9 protein-coding genes are annotated in these 14169 nt (G+C 65.2%); all 9 read right to left on the bottom strand.

The genetic code is table 11. The features are described 5' to 3' along the window. Positions 1 to 33: 33 nt before the first annotated feature. A complete protein-coding gene (locus AMYBE_RS46960) occupies positions 34 to 300 on the bottom strand; it encodes a 4Fe-4S dicluster domain-containing protein (protein ID WP_154676372.1) in 267 nt (88 codons plus the stop codon). Next, positions 249 to 2498: an FAD-linked oxidase C-terminal domain-containing protein gene (locus tag AMYBE_RS43550; RefSeq protein ID WP_020663601.1), complete on the bottom strand. Its 2250-nt coding sequence runs from the start codon at positions 2496 to 2498 to the stop codon at positions 249 to 251. The genes AMYBE_RS46960 and AMYBE_RS43550 overlap by 52 nt, the downstream gene beginning before the upstream one ends. Before the next feature lie 43 nt (positions 2499 to 2541). Continuing rightward, the gene (locus AMYBE_RS0132635) at positions 2542 to 3645 is read right to left on the bottom strand and encodes a Gfo/Idh/MocA family protein (RefSeq protein ID WP_084470239.1); all 1104 of its coding nucleotides are present in this window, start codon (positions 3643 to 3645) and stop codon (positions 2542 to 2544) included. Further along, positions 3635 to 4654: an aldo/keto reductase gene (locus AMYBE_RS44370; protein ID WP_154676371.1), complete on the bottom strand. Its 1020-nt coding sequence runs from the start codon at positions 4652 to 4654 to the stop codon at positions 3635 to 3637. Before AMYBE_RS44370 ends, AMYBE_RS0132635 begins: the two co-directional genes overlap by 11 nt. An 88-nt stretch (positions 4655 to 4742) precedes the next feature. Further along, a complete protein-coding gene (locus AMYBE_RS44365) occupies positions 4743 to 6446 on the bottom strand; it encodes a carbamoyltransferase family protein (protein ID WP_169515281.1) in 1704 nt (567 codons plus the stop codon). Then, complete coding sequence (locus AMYBE_RS0132630; protein WP_020663599.1) at positions 6443 to 7240, bottom strand: class I SAM-dependent methyltransferase; 798 nt, start codon at positions 7238 to 7240, stop codon at positions 6443 to 6445. The genes AMYBE_RS44365 and AMYBE_RS0132630 overlap by 4 nt, the downstream gene beginning before the upstream one ends. Then, the gene (locus AMYBE_RS0132625; RefSeq protein WP_154676370.1) at positions 7237 to 8121 is read right to left on the bottom strand and encodes a hypothetical protein; all 885 of its coding nucleotides are present in this window, start codon (positions 8119 to 8121) and stop codon (positions 7237 to 7239) included. The genes AMYBE_RS0132630 and AMYBE_RS0132625 overlap by 4 nt, the downstream gene beginning before the upstream one ends. Positions 8122 to 8372: 251 nt before the next feature. Beyond that, positions 8373 to 10931: an RNaseH domain-containing protein gene (locus AMYBE_RS0132620; RefSeq protein WP_020663597.1), complete on the bottom strand. Its 2559-nt coding sequence runs from the start codon at positions 10929 to 10931 to the stop codon at positions 8373 to 8375. After that, positions 10928 to 14143: a hypothetical protein gene (locus AMYBE_RS0132615; protein ID WP_020663596.1), complete on the bottom strand. Its 3216-nt coding sequence runs from the start codon at positions 14141 to 14143 to the stop codon at positions 10928 to 10930. Before AMYBE_RS0132615 ends, AMYBE_RS0132620 begins: the two co-directional genes overlap by 4 nt. Between the last annotated feature and the right edge of the window lie 26 nt (positions 14144 to 14169).

Raw genomic sequence — 14169 nt, 5'->3', positions numbered from 1 at the left:
GGACATCCTTCCGGGGGCACATGCCCCCTCATCTCAGGTGTCCGTCAAAACGGGGCATCCCCACCCAGCCAGGTGGTTAGCCCAGGTCTCATCGGGCTGGGCTCCGCCCAAGGCAAGATCAAGCAGGTGCACGCGCCCCCGCGGAGAATCGCCTTCCGCTCGGGTGACCGCAAAGGTCGGGCAGGAGCTGAGGCAGAGGCCACAATCGGTGCATTTCCGCAGCTCACTCTCGACTGTGTCCTCCCAGGTCACGACGAGACTCCGAACGCAGCGACCAAGGCTTCGGTGAGAGGCGAGCATCGCGCTCGGTTAGGCGGCGTGCCACGCCACCATGTCCGCCGATGCCCTACCGACGCGAACGCCGCTACTCGTTCTGCTGCCAAATCCTTCAGAAGGGCGTTGTGGCTCCAAGGTAGTCCGGCGAGTCCCGTCAAGGGCAGGTCGTCGGCCGCGAGTGCGAGCATGGCGGGGTCGTTCCATCGGTCACCACTCGTTACCGTGAAATGCAGGTCGGGGGCGATAGCTTGCAATCGGGCGACATGACGATTCAACGCTCCTCCGCGAATCTCGAGCCTGCCGGTCAGCGTGGTTGTGCCGTCCGTCCCGAGGAGTACACCGAGATAGCAGAACGGGAGATCGGCGGAATGCACTTGGCGGCACAGGGTGATCGTGTCGTCGATCGGTAGCGGCTCCGTTTGGACTAGCTTCGAATCGCTTGTCCGAGGGACGAGGCGTAGGCGGGCGCCGCTAAGCGTTCCCAAACGTCCTCGACCGCCGTAGACGAGTTTCCGGAGTTCGTATCCCGCAACGTCCTTGGCGACGGTGCCACCGACAACGACCGTCATTTCGTCGTCATCACGCTGAAGATCGGCACCAAGGATGAGGTCCCTCGCGCGGGCAGGGCCAGCCTCTCTCAAGCAGGGCACACCCGCGTCTATCGCGTCGAGGATTGGCTGGCTGGGTACGCCGCCAAGCGGCTCGTAGGGCAATTCGTACGGGCTGTCGGCGAGAACGCTGTTGACGTCGGCGAAAGTGGTCCGGGGGTCGTCGATGTCGATCAGCGCATCTACTCGGTTCAGCCGAGGCGGGACGGGGGGTGGAGACAGCGGGACATACCGCGCGTTTCGAGACGACGATTCCTCTTGCGGTGTGGACGTGTCAGGGAAGATCTTTCCAGGGTTGCTCAGATCTTCGGGATCGAACGCATCCTTGACCCTTCGCATGATGGTCAGTACTGCTGGTGCGAAAAACTGGGGCATGAGGGTTTGCTTCTCCAGCCCAACCCCGTGCTCGCCGGAGAGCGCGCCGCCCATCTTGCTGCACTCCGTCAGAATCTGGCTCGAGAAGGCGCGTAGCTGATCCTGATGACCTGGACGTGCAGGATCGTAGAACGGAGTCGGATGCACATTGCCGTCTCCAGCGTGAAACGTGTTGAGCACCGGAAGCCCGAAGTCCTCAGCTGCCTGCCGGATGCACGACATCAGAGGAGCCAGGCTGCTTCGCGGGGCCACAGCATCGAAGAGGTAGTACCGCGGGCACCCACTGGCCGCGACCATCCGCCGTACCTTCGTCCGTACCAGTTCGGCGCGGCGTTGCAGGAACTGCGGAACGTCAAGTAGCTCATAGGTTCCCCGGTGCGTACTGACGCATCGCTCCAACTGACGTGCCTGGGCCGCTACCTCTTCCTGACGGCCCTGAAGACCGACGAACAGAAGCGACGGGTCGGTGAAGTCGGGTTGGGAAGGTATGAAGGCACCCGTCAGCATGTCCATTGCTGATGGTAGGAGCCCGATGTCGAAGACATCGGTCACAGCACCGAGTGCGTCCTCCTGGTGCATAAAGGTGCCCAGCACCACCTGTGCGGTTTCCGGTTGACGTACGAGCCGCAAGGTTACCGAGGAGACGGCTCCCAGAGTGCCTTCGGAGCCCACCACGACAGACCGTAGATCGAGGTCGCCGTCCCAGGGCTGCTGTTCATCCAGGGTGAGGATGCTTCCGTCCGGTCGGACCAAGTCGATGGCGCTGACATAGTTCGAAGTTGGTCCACCACCAAGGGCATGCGGACCACCCGCATTTTCCGCCACGTTTCCACCGATGGTGCACACTTCATGGGAAGAAGGGTCCGGGAGATACAGCCAGCCTGCGTCTGCGGCGAGCCGGTGCACAGTTGCGAGCACGACGCCGGGCTCGCACCGGATAAAGCCACCGTCGAAGTCGGTTTCCAGGATTCGGTCGAGGCCGGCGGTGAGGATCACGATGCCTCCGCGGGCGGGCAGGGCGCCACCGCTGTACCCGGTCCCGGCGCCGCGGATGACGAACGGTACTTGGTGACGGTGCGCAGCAGCGATGACTGCTCGCAACTCGTCGGTGTTGTGAGGTGCGACAACCAGATCAGGCTGTCCGTATTCGAGGGATGCGTCGTAGGAGTGCAAGACGTTGGTCGTGTTGTCGGCGCGCACATGCTCCTTGCCGACGATCTCGATCGCATCGTCGCGCATGTCCTGGCATCGCGAATGGTAGTCCGAGACGCGGCCACCCTCTTCAGGCATGTATCGCCCCGCGATTTGGCATGAGCTGTTCGAGGGGTATCGGAGACTGGGGCCGCCCAGTCTTCAACGCATCCATAGCGGCTTGACACGTGCTCATGACCTGCAAAGCATCGCGGAGCGGCACTCGGTCGGAAGGTACGCCCCGAGTAACGCAATCCGCGACATATTGCAGCTCGGCGACGAGGGCGCCGCGCCTCGCTCCGGCATAGCGGGGCCAGAAGAACAGTTCGGGTGCAGTGACCGTAGTTGCGGACCATTCCTGGACCACAGGCTCGTTGCGGACCATGTACGTACCCTCGACAGCGTGAACCGTGCAGTCGAAGACGAACCCGTACGGGCAGGTCGGGGCGAGGTGCCACGAGTTCTGAACGACCGCCCGCAGGCCGTCGTTCCATTCGAGTACCAAGTCCAAGCAATCTGGATTTGGGCGATCAAGGAAATGGGAGGCGAAGGCGCTCACGCGGTCCGGCGCACGGCCAGCCAGCCAGATGGCCAAATCGATGTCGTGAACCGCCGCGTTGAGCACGGGGTGCGCCCGACCGTAGACATCGTGTGCCGAGGTTTGGAAATGCCTGCTCAGCGAGAGGTGACGCAGGGTCTTGCCGTGCACAGCCTCTGCGAGCGCGATATGCCGAGGATCGAAGCGCAGCACCTGGCCGACATAGATCCTCCTGCCCTGTCGCTCGGCGAGCGCCACGAGCTCGGCCGCTTCGTTGAGCGTCAGTGCTAGAGGCTTCTCTACAACAACGTCAACGCCCGACTCAAGCGCTGCACGCGCGCAATTCGCATGCTCGTCCTCGGTGACCACGACGTCCAGAAGATCGATGCCGCTTGCTAGCAAGTCGTCTACAGACCCGTGGCGCTGCACGTCCGCCGGAATGCTCGGCGTGCCGTCAGCGCCAGCGTCCGCGTGGAATTCTGCTTGCGCTGCCGCGCTGTCGGGCGCGAAGGCGCTCGGGTCCCGATCGCAGACTCCAACGAGGTCCGCGCCGCGCACCGATGCCCATGCATCGACGTGCACGCGCCCAAACCATCCAAGCCCAATGACGCCGACGCGGACAGGCGGCTTTCCGCCTCCGCCATGATTATTCGTCATTAGTTCTACCGTTCTCCTCTACATCTGTGCGGCTCGCGGAACTAGCAGCACAAGGATCAATCCGGCCGCGGGCCTCGCGGAGGAATCGGTCAAGCGACGGCGGTTCGCTGTATGCGGCTCGATCGAGCTCTTGCTGGTGCTCATCCGCTAGCCGGCTTGTCGTTGCGACAGCAATCCCGTCGATGTGTGCCGCTGTGCGCGCACCAATCAGGGGGATCGCGCCCTTGTTGATAACCCAACCCGTCGCGACTGCGGCTGGTGACGTTCCGGCGCTCGCCGCAACGTCCACCACCGTCTTTCGAAGGCGCTGCCAGGCGGTGTCCTCGGCCGCTGATAATGCCGTTGCGGACCCGTACTCAGGCTCCCGCATCAGGCAACCTCGGCCGAGCGGCGACCACGCCAAAACGCCGAGATTCAGCCCGGTCGCCATTGGAAGGAGTTCGCGCTCGGCCTCGCGGCGGCCGAGTGAGTACTCGACCTGTATCCCTGCCAGCGGTTCCCATCCTCTCTCCTCTGCGCGGGTATGCAGACGAGAGATCCACCAGGCGGGAGCGTTGCTCACACCAATGTTAAGCACTCGACCTCGGGCAACCTCGTCGCGCGCACTGCGCAAGAACTCGTCGGCGGGAAGACCTGGATACCAGGCATGTAGCCACAGAATGTCGACGTAATCGGTCCGCAGACGCCGTAGGCTCTCGTCGAGGGACCGGCGTAGGTTCCGGCGTGACGCACCCGCTGAGTTCGGGTCTTCATTACTGCGGCGTACTCCGAACTTCGTCGAAAGGACAAACCGGTCACGTCGGCTTCCGGTCAGCAGTTGTCCCAAGATCTCTTCGCTGCGTCCATCCGCGTATGTCACGGCCGTGTCAATGAGGTTCCCGCCGACGTCCTCGTAGCGGTCCAACACCTGCTTGCAAGCCGTCTGGTCTATGGATTCTCCGAACGTCCGGGTGCCCAGGCCGACCTCGCTGACGACCAGCCCGCTGTTGCCGAAGCGGATCAGTCGCATCGGCAACACGCCCTGTTGAATGTCGGGATAGCCTTCCGGTCAGACGCAGACGGCCCTGGTCCAGGCGAAGAACGCTCTTGGCGAGGAATCACGGCAGTCTCGCCCCCGGTCGAGTCACCTTAATCGAACCGAGGAAGAGGGCGTCCATCCCAGGAGAACGCCGGAAGCATTCGATACCGTCTGCGGGCGATTCGACGATGGGCATTCCGTCCACATTGAGGCTGGTGTTCAAGATTGCCGGAGAACCCGCCACATCAGAGAATTTGGCAACAAGGCGATGGAAAATTGTGTTCTGGTCGGCACTTACTGTCTGGAGGCGTGCGGACTTGTCGACGTGAACGCCACCAGGGAGCGCGGATACTGCCTCGGGGCGAGTTGGCGCGGTGTGCATCATGAATGGCACTGGCGACCAAAGGTCGAACGTTTCGCCCGCGCTGTCTTCTACGGCGACAGGGGCGTACGGTCGGAACCATTCACGATGCTTGACGAGATTGTTGAGTACTTCTCGCGCCCACGGATCGGCCGGGTTCGCGAGAATGCTCCGGTTGCCGAGCGCGCGCGGACCGTACTCGGAGCGCCCCTGAAACCAGCCCACAATGCGGCCTGCGGCCACGTCGCGAACGGCCTCCGCTACATGATCAGCAGGCTTCTCCCAGTTCAGATCAGGGTGTCGGGCGAGTTCGGCCTCTATCGCATCATCGTCGAACTGCCCGCCCAGGTAGCATTGTGGAGTCCAACGCGGGAGTGTGCCGCTCGATTGCCACAGCCACCACGCTGCCGCGCCGAGCGCAAGCCCTTGGTCGCCGGGTGAAGGTGGGACGAACACATCGCCAGTGTTGAGGCGGTCTTGAAGTTTCCGATTCATAACGGAATTGAGAAACACCCCACCTGCGCCGCAGACAGCGCCTACGCGGTGCTCCTGAGTGAGCGCCTGAATCCGTCTTCCCACGGACTCTTCTAACTCTGCCTGACACCACGCGGCCAGATCGATGTGCGCGGGGTCGAGTCGTTCTCCGGGACGACGTGCCGGTGGGAGGGGATAGCCCGCATCATAGAAGAACTGAGCAAGGTCCTGGAGTCCGTCGGCACTGTTACGCAGCGAGGTGCGTGATTGTCCATCGCTGCCATGCTCGAACAGGCGAAGTGCACCGAATCGGCTGGGGTCACCAAAGGCAGCCAACGCCATCGTCTTTCCAGACTCTTGGTAGCTGCGGAAACCGACATACCGCGTGACCTTGCTGTATGCCTTGCCGTAACCGACTTCACCAGGCCCGCTGTGGTCGCGAGCCACGAGAGTGAGTTTCTCGCCGTTGAGCAGATAATAAGAGGTTCGTTCCAGGCTGTGCCGCCACAGGTCGCCGAATACCCTCGGTCCTAGCACCGAACCCTCGTTGTCTATGACCGCAATCAGAGCTCGTTCATACGGACACTGCGCCGCGGCGGACATGGCGTGTGCTACGTGGTGCGAGGGAATTACCTGATAGGTCGGGCCAGAACCAAGCGCATCCCTTACCTGGCGTTCGACCTCGGCCTGCTCGGGGTCGCCGATCATGTCGGGCCGACCGAATGTCGAGATCGCGACAGCCTTGACCTCGGAGATTGAGATGCCAACGGCGTCGAGGGCGTAGCGAGCTGACTCAATAAACCCACCGTCATACTTCCGCCGTGTGACACGCTCCTGGCCGACTGCGAACACCGGACTTCCGTCCACGACGACGGCTACGTTCCCATCGGCCGTGTACTTGCCGTCGGGGCCAGCTGAGAAGTGCACGCCAAGTATTGCTTCGCTCATGAAGCCCGCTCCGCGACGAGAATCAAGGAACCGGGCACTTTTTCGAGTCTGGCTTGGTTGAAAACGTTGCGTGGATCGTCCACGCCGTATTTCGACTTGCGCCCGAATGAGTCGGGAACAGCCGGGGGAAGTGGCTCGTATAGGCCGCGCAGCACGAAGGACGCACCGAGGAGGGTATTGATCCATTCCTCGGTGGTGCGTCGGAAGCGACGCATTGTGACTTGCAGCTCTGCTTCAGGGAAATCATATGGCCAGGCTTGCCAGCCGCGGGTGAAGTAGTTGTCAACGACGAACTCGTCTCCAGTCCATTCGCCGGATAGTCGCATCGGGTGGTCGACGCTGAGTACCAAGGTGCCGCCGCTATTCATGTGCGACGCCAAGTCGCGAAATGCCTTCGGAAGGTCGGCCACAAACTGCATTGCGTAAACCGAAAGCACGACATCGAAGTCATCGGGGAGACCGTCGAGCCCGCCGTCTCGGAGGTTGTGGAACTCGACTGCGGTGCCGGCTTCGTCAGCGAGAGCACGTGCAAGATCGAGTTGGCCCTCGCTAGGATCAGCCCCCACAACAGACGTGGCACCTGCCAAGGCGCAGGCGACGGCGTTCTGACCTCCGCCGCAGCCGAAGTCAAGCACCTTCCGGCCTGCGACAGCAAGGTCGAGCCCGAGTTCAGCCGGGCCGGGAACCATCGGTCCGAGATGGATAGTATTCGTCGGGATTTGGTAGCGTTCCTGATACGCGCCCGAGACGGTGTCCCACGCGGTGACGACGTCATCGTTGACGACTTCGTTCATAGCCACGCCGTCACCCGCAGGAGTTCGGGTCCGGCGCCCATACGAATTGCTAGCGCGCGATACCCCTCCCACACGACATTCCACACTCGCAGTGCGTCCAGGCAGGCTTGCTCGGCGTCTTCAGGATCACAATGAGCGTCAGCCACCCGCGCTTTCAGCTGATCAACAATATCGCATGCGACGACACCTTCGTCGCCGTAACGGTCCCGGTAGAAAGCTCGGCCTACCTGCGCCCAGTCGTGCAGGATTTCGATGTTCCGTCCGGCAGCAAGCTCGTCATCGGTCAGCCCGATATGCACGCCGTCTCGGAGGGCTTCCTCGGCGTATCGGCACGATTCCTCGCGCAGCCTCGCCGGGGCTTCCTCGCTGTCGAGAGCCCAAGGCAGGTGATCAAGAATGTTGCGGTAGTGCGACAGGGCCTGATGGGCACCGTACAGCCACGATTGGTCTCGGGTCGGTGGTCGGCCGAACATCGATAACACGTCGGCACGCCCGACCAGCACCTTGTGCGTGGCGAACCAACCGAGGCCGATGGTCGGCGACACGTGGAAGCGCTCGCTCTCATTTTCGCCAGCGAACACCTTGGTCGTGAGCGTCAACAGCGGCCTCTCGATCCACTCGGGGTCCCGCTGACTGATGGTGTAGGGGTGGCAGTCAATTGCGAGGTCGACACCCTCGGCTCGAAGTTCGCGACGCGTATCGGCGAGTACCCGTCCGAGGGCCACGCGCACGGTGGCCGCTCGCCCCGGAACCGTGATGAAGTAGACGTTGACGTTCGGGCGTACCGGGTTCCAACTGCCCCGCGTGTAGCTCCCTGTAAGAAACGCCGTGTCAACATCGCCACGATTGCGCGATGCGTAGTCGACCAGCTTCGCCAGCAAGACCCCGTCAATGAGTCGCGGCCAGTCAACTTGAGTACTCTGAGTCACCAGTCTCCCCTATCGAGTCACCGTGATCTCCAACTTAGCGACGTCCGGGCGTCGGTTCTACCACCGGGCTGATGGAAGATGGCGGTGTTCGAGACCTGACTCAAGCTGCCTGCAAAGGGACCGGATCGAAGCCGGTGGTGATCAGGGGTAAGCGATGCTGTGTTCGTGCCCCTTGACAGCGTCGACGACAGGCGCAGCGTCTGTTACTCCGGCGTGTCGGCCTCTTCGGGTTGTTCGGCTCGCTGAGGATGGTCGAGGTCGGGGCGTTCGGCGAGGTGCAGCGGTGTGGGGCTTTGGGTGCGGTCGTCCCAGGACGCTGCTTGCTGGCATAGGCGCGCGGTGAGGGCCGCCAACTGTTCGGCTGGCCAGGTTCCGGTGCTGGCTGGGGCGATCTCGATGGCGGTGATGCCGTGCCAGTCCTTGCCGGTCAGGGCGAGTCTGGCGGCGGGCAGGGTCCAGCGGGTGTAGGCGGCTCCGGCGCGGGCGGAGATTTGGCCGGACCGGTAGGTGCGGGAGGTCTGGGCGAGCAGCCAGCTGCGTGTGCAGCCTTCGTCGTGCTCGTAGAGGGTAGCGCGCGGCAGGTTCGGCTTGTGGGGATCGGTGACGGTGCTGCCGTGGCCGCGGTGAGTGGGTTGGGCGACGCGCTCACCGTTGGCGCAGCGCACGACGGCGATGTCGGGGTGGTCCAGCGTGGCGCCGGGCAGCGCGCCAGTGCCGAAGGTGGTGTCGTTGAGGCCGGGCCAGATGCCTTTGCATCCCTGGGCGTCGACGAAGATCACAATCGGCTTGTCCCGGTCGAACTTGCCGGCGGTCAGGGCTTCATCGACGTGGTCGCGGATGTCTTGCAGGTGCTTGTACTCGCGGCTGAGCTTGGTGGTGCCGATGTCGCTCGCGTGGTAGCTGCCGTTGCCGACGCGGTAGGGCACCCACCGCGCGTGCTGGTCGCTGTAGGTCTCGGTGCGCCACAGCCGGTCCGGGTCCGAGGTGGCGTGCAAGGCGACGAGCCTGATCACCAGCCGGGCGGGAGGCTTGAACCCGCCCTTCTTCCGGGGTGTGTGCTGGCGGATGTGGATGCCGATGAGCGTGGCGTCCCGATCAAGGCGGCCCTTGAGGCGAGTGTCGGTGGTGGCGACGGCCAGCCGGTTGTCGATGACGCCGGCATGGCGAAGCAGGTCGCGGACTGCGGCGATCGCGGGCTCGTCCTTCGGCACGGTCATCCGGACTTCGCCCTTGATGGTGCGTTTGCGAGGCTTGGGCAGCGTCCAGTTCGAGTTGACGAATTGCGCGATGACGCCGTGTCCTGCGAGTAGGCGCCGCATGGGGTGTTTGGCGTCGTCCTTGGGCGGGTCTTCGGGGTCCCAGTAGGTTTCGGCGAGGACAGCGACGCCGGTGTCCTCGGGTGCGTCGATCCACGGGATGCCCTGGAGCGAGCGCGGGTGGGGTCCGTGCGCGAGGAGGGTTTCGGCGTGGTGGAAGACCACGCTCAAGCGAGTGGTGAGGTGTACGGGTTGGTCGTCGGCGATGCCGGCGAGCGGGTGTGGCCCGTTGGCGGAGTATGCGTTGAGAGCGTCGACCATGCGACGGCGAACGGCCGGGGTCGCGTGCAGGCAGACGACGCGCAGCTGTTCGACGTCGGTGGCGGCGATCGCGTCGTCGAGCTGGTCGGCGGGGATCGGCCCGGTGATGTGAGGGCTGACGGTGATGGCGGTTTTGCCGTAGCGCAAGGGCTGCGTGTGGAGTTGGCGAGTGGCGTGCTTGCCCAGCTGGTAGAGGAACCGGACGCCCGGTCCCTTGCCGATGGAGTGCTTGCGCGGCTTGCCGATCGGACGCACCGGGCCGGCTGTCGCGCCGAGTTCGGCGGGCAGCGTGATCGCATGCATACCGCAGGACTCGACGACCTCGGCAGTGTAGCCCTTGAACATCGGATCCTCGCGCCCCTTGGCCGGGTAGGGCGAGAGAACGGGAAGCTTGACGATCGGGAGCGCGGGATCGCCCCGGTCGAGCCAGGCGTTCTTGACGAACTTCCAGTTATACGGGTGGCGGGAGACATGCCCATCCAGCCGCAGGTACAGGCCGGTGGCACCCGGCACGGTGATGATCTTGGTTGACACGTGGATGGTGGCGTGTCCGACGGTGTTCTTCGACGCGCGGGTCAACGGGTGGTCGAAGGCGACGAGGTGGCCGTCGGTGTCCAGCCGCAGCGTGATCGGGAGGGCGCCGTCGATGGTGAGGGGGGCGGCGGCGATGCGCGCGGCGAGGTTCCATCGTGCCGCGTCGAAGATCCAGCCTGGCGCGCGCACGACCCCGGTCGCGGGGTCGGTGTCGATGAACTCGCGGACGGGGCGGGTCTGCGGGGTGATGCCGTGTAGGAGCGGTGCCAGGGTGTTGGCGTCGGTGTCGTCGGTGGACAGTTGCTCGAACTTGCGCAGCGCGGTGGTCATGATCCACGGGTCGATGGCGCCGGTGGTGACAAGCAGCGCGACCATCCCTCTGGCCTTGTCGTCCTTGGAGAGCTGGCTTTTCGGGAAGAGCCGGACGGGGAGGTTCGTGGCTGCGGTGAGCGCGGAGGCCAGCGCGCTGTAACTGGGGGTGATTTCGTCGCGGTTGCCGCGTGCCTTGATCAGTTGGGCGAACCCGTCCCAGGCGGTGAGGAATTCCGCGGTCAGGGGGTAGAGCACAAGGTCGCCGAGGGTGTCGGGGTCGATGCGGTAGCACAGGGTGTGCAGGCCGGTATCGAGGTCTCCATCACGGTTGCCGGTCATTCCTCGTCCTGTCGTCGGTCGGCGAAGTCGAAGATCGCCTCAAGCGTCTGCCCGTACAGGGAGCGCATCAAGTCCAGGTGGCCGTCGCGGTCCCACTCGGTGCGGATACGTCGGATAAGGCTGGGCAGGTCGGATTTCCCGGAGCTGTCGTGGAAGGCGTAGTCAACCAGGTGGATTTCGCCGATATCCCCGCCGCGGCGGGCACGGCCGGCCAGCTGGATGAGCCCGTTGAGGGTTTCCCGCGCGATCGCGAGCTGGGTTTCTCCGGGCAGGGCGCTGAAGTAGGGCAGGCTGGAGAACAACTCGTCGAAGTGCTTGGCGGCGGCGCCCCGCATCAGGTCGAGTACCCCGGCCGGGTCGGCTGTGGGTGTGGCCTCGGCGTGGGCGCGGCCGTGTACGTGGGCCAGCAGCTCCGGGGGCTCGTCGAGGAGCGGGATGGGGCGCACGACCAGCCACACGGATCCGATCAGGGAACGGCCCGCGTCGTCGACGATGTTGAGTCCGCGCTCGGCGCGGGCCAGCGGCGCGATCAGGACGGATCCCTGCGCTGTGCCGACGGTGCGCCCGAACTCCTCCAGGCGGTCGGCGGGCAATTCGATCCACTGCGCGGTGGCGCGAATCCCGTCGCGTGCCTCGCTTGGGCGGACGGCGAGCACGATCTGTTCGGCCGGTACCCCGGCGGCGGAGATGCCGCGGGCCAGGTCGTGGGCGCCCTGGTAGGAGGTGGTGGCCAGCAGCAGGCGTGCTCGGTGCGCGGTGGTCGCGTCGCCGCTGAGCGCGGCGAGGGCGGGTTCGAGGCGTTTGGTCCACAGCAGCTTGCCCAGCTGGAGCAACACGTTGCTGCGCTGGGCGCCGTAGGTCCCGGAGACGCGCAGGAATTCTTTCTCGGCGTCGGAGACGGGGGCCGCGTGGACGGCGATGCCGCCGGTGACGTCATCGGGGACCCACCAGGTTGGCTTGGCGTGCACGTGGTGGTGTGGGGCACCGGGGAAGTAGCCGGTGGCGGACAGCCCGACCACGATCCGGGGCCGGCCGGTGTGCGCCAGCGCGGTGAGTTCCCCGAGCGTCGCCACGTAGGCGTGCGGGTCGCCGCCGAAGCCGCTCACCCGCAGCGAGGTGTCCAGAGGTCGGTCGTCGTCGTGGAGTTCGGTGAAGGCGAACAGCACGCGGCCCATCGGCCCGTAGGGCACCGCGCGCCAGGTGGCGAACTGGCCCAACGCGCTGGCGATCTCACCGGCCGCCTTAACGCCGGAGGCGTGCAGCTGGGGGGCGGTGTAGACGAAGGTGAACAGCAGCTTCCGCAGCGGCTCCAGATGGGCGCGACGGATGAGCCGGTCGGTGGCCTGGGCGCGGTCGTCGTCATCATCGAGCCTGCTGTCGTCGTAGGGGTTGCGGGCCAGCAGGTTGTAGATCATCTTCCAGCCATCGTCGAACAGGTCATCGCCGCTGGAGGGGCTGGTCATGCGCGCGAGCATGTCCGCGACCGGCTCGAGCCATTCCGGCAGCACGGCCTCGCTGTCGGACAGCGGGAACATCGCCTCGAGCGTGTCGTAATGGACGCGGCCGGGTGGGGTGTCCTCGGGCAAGTTGAACAGGGTGGCGGCCAGCCACGCATCCCAGCGGCGCGGCAGCAGCCAGCGCCCGAACATCGGATGCCCCGCCGAGACCCCGTTGCGGGAGCGCTGGAAGTGGTTGGCGGCCAGATGCCGGTTGTAGTTCTCCGCCAGGAAGCGTGCCTGAGTGAGTGCGGCGTGGACGCGACCTTCGATGCGGGTGCCGATCCGCCCGAGCGCACCGTCGTTGAACTCGCCGTCGAGCTGCCGCAGCGGAGACAGCGGGGTGCCGCGGCGTTTGGCCAGTTGCAAGCCGTGGGCGCTGTTGCCGATCAGGCTGGCTTGGAAGGCGTCGATCTCATCGATGAGGATCACGTGGCTGCGGTGCAGCAGGACTTCCTCGGTGGCCGGGTTCTCCTCGATCCGCCCGTTGATCGTCACCGGTACGTGCAGCCGCCCGGCGACGAAGTTGACGTGGCTGGTCACCACCACGACCGCCCGGCACGCCTGGCGGGCCAGGCGGAACTTCCCGCAGAACGGTTTCCACGGGCACTGGTAGTGCCCGCTGCTGGCGGTGCCGTCGTCGCGGATCTTGCGCAAGCCGGTGCACGGTTCGGCGCCGGGGTCCCAGGAATCGATCGCGCGTTCGGTGAGGGCGGCTGCGGGCAGGGCGCAGCCGTAGTGCATCCGCCCGTAGGCCCAATCACCCAGTGCGCCGTCCCGCACCCCGGTCGCGGCGGCCTCGGCCTCCTTCGCGATCGAGGTGGGCGACATCAGCGGCGTGACCTCGCCGTCGATGCCCAGCGCGCGCAGGCTCGTCTCGATCGAGTGGGCGGCCTGCACGACGACCGCGTTTTTGGGCACCAGCAGCGTGGTGACCAGGCCACGTTGGGCGCACCAGCACGCCACGAGTTCGGCGAGGACGTTCTTGCCGACCCCGGTTGGGGCGTTGAACAGCCGCGTCGGCCCGGCGCGCAGCACCCACTCGCCGTTGACCTGGTTGTCGGGATCGGCCTGGATCTTGGTGAAGATCCGCGTCATCGACTCCATGCGGTGCGTCTGCCCGAAAGCCGTGTCCAGGTCCGTCGCGAGGCCGAACAGATCGTTCACCGGGATGTCGACCTCGTCGGCTTCGGCGGGTGGACCGAGTTCGATCGGTGCCTCCGGCTCGACCTTCGGAGACATCGACAGCAGGTAGCTCGCCTCGACGATGCCCGAATCGGGTGCGCGTCCGCGGATCCAGGTGACGTACTCGCCCTCGTTGGCGATGGTCTGAGGCCGGCGGGGCCGCACCTGGCGCTCAAGCGCCAGCTGCTGGGCGCACTCGCCGACCACCAGCCGCGCCGAACCCGTGATCTCGACCAGCACGGCCTTGTCGTCGAGTACGCGGAAGTCCGCGATGTGGTCGGGAATCAACTCTTCGACGAGGTTGGTGAACGCGGTGCGGTTGGCCATCTCCACCGGCCGCCACCGCAACAAGCTGGCGATGAGCGCCTTGTCCTCCGCCCGAAGGGTCGGCCACCGTGACCACTTGTCCACCTGCCCGGACAGGAAGAACAGCGCATCGGTGTTCCGCACATAAGCCCGGCCGTCGTCGGTCGTACGCGGAAAGAACTGCGCCGCCAGCGCCAGAGCCCCGCGCACCACGGGCACGGCCACGCTGTAATCGGGCTCGGCGTCACGCT

Origin of the sequence: Amycolatopsis benzoatilytica AK 16/65 (assembly GCF_000383915.1) — a bacterium.
GTDB lineage: Bacteria > Actinomycetota > Actinomycetes > Mycobacteriales > Pseudonocardiaceae > Amycolatopsis > Amycolatopsis benzoatilytica.
The sequence above is the reverse complement of the archived record's forward strand: the minus strand, read 5'-3'. Positions and strand labels throughout refer to the sequence as shown.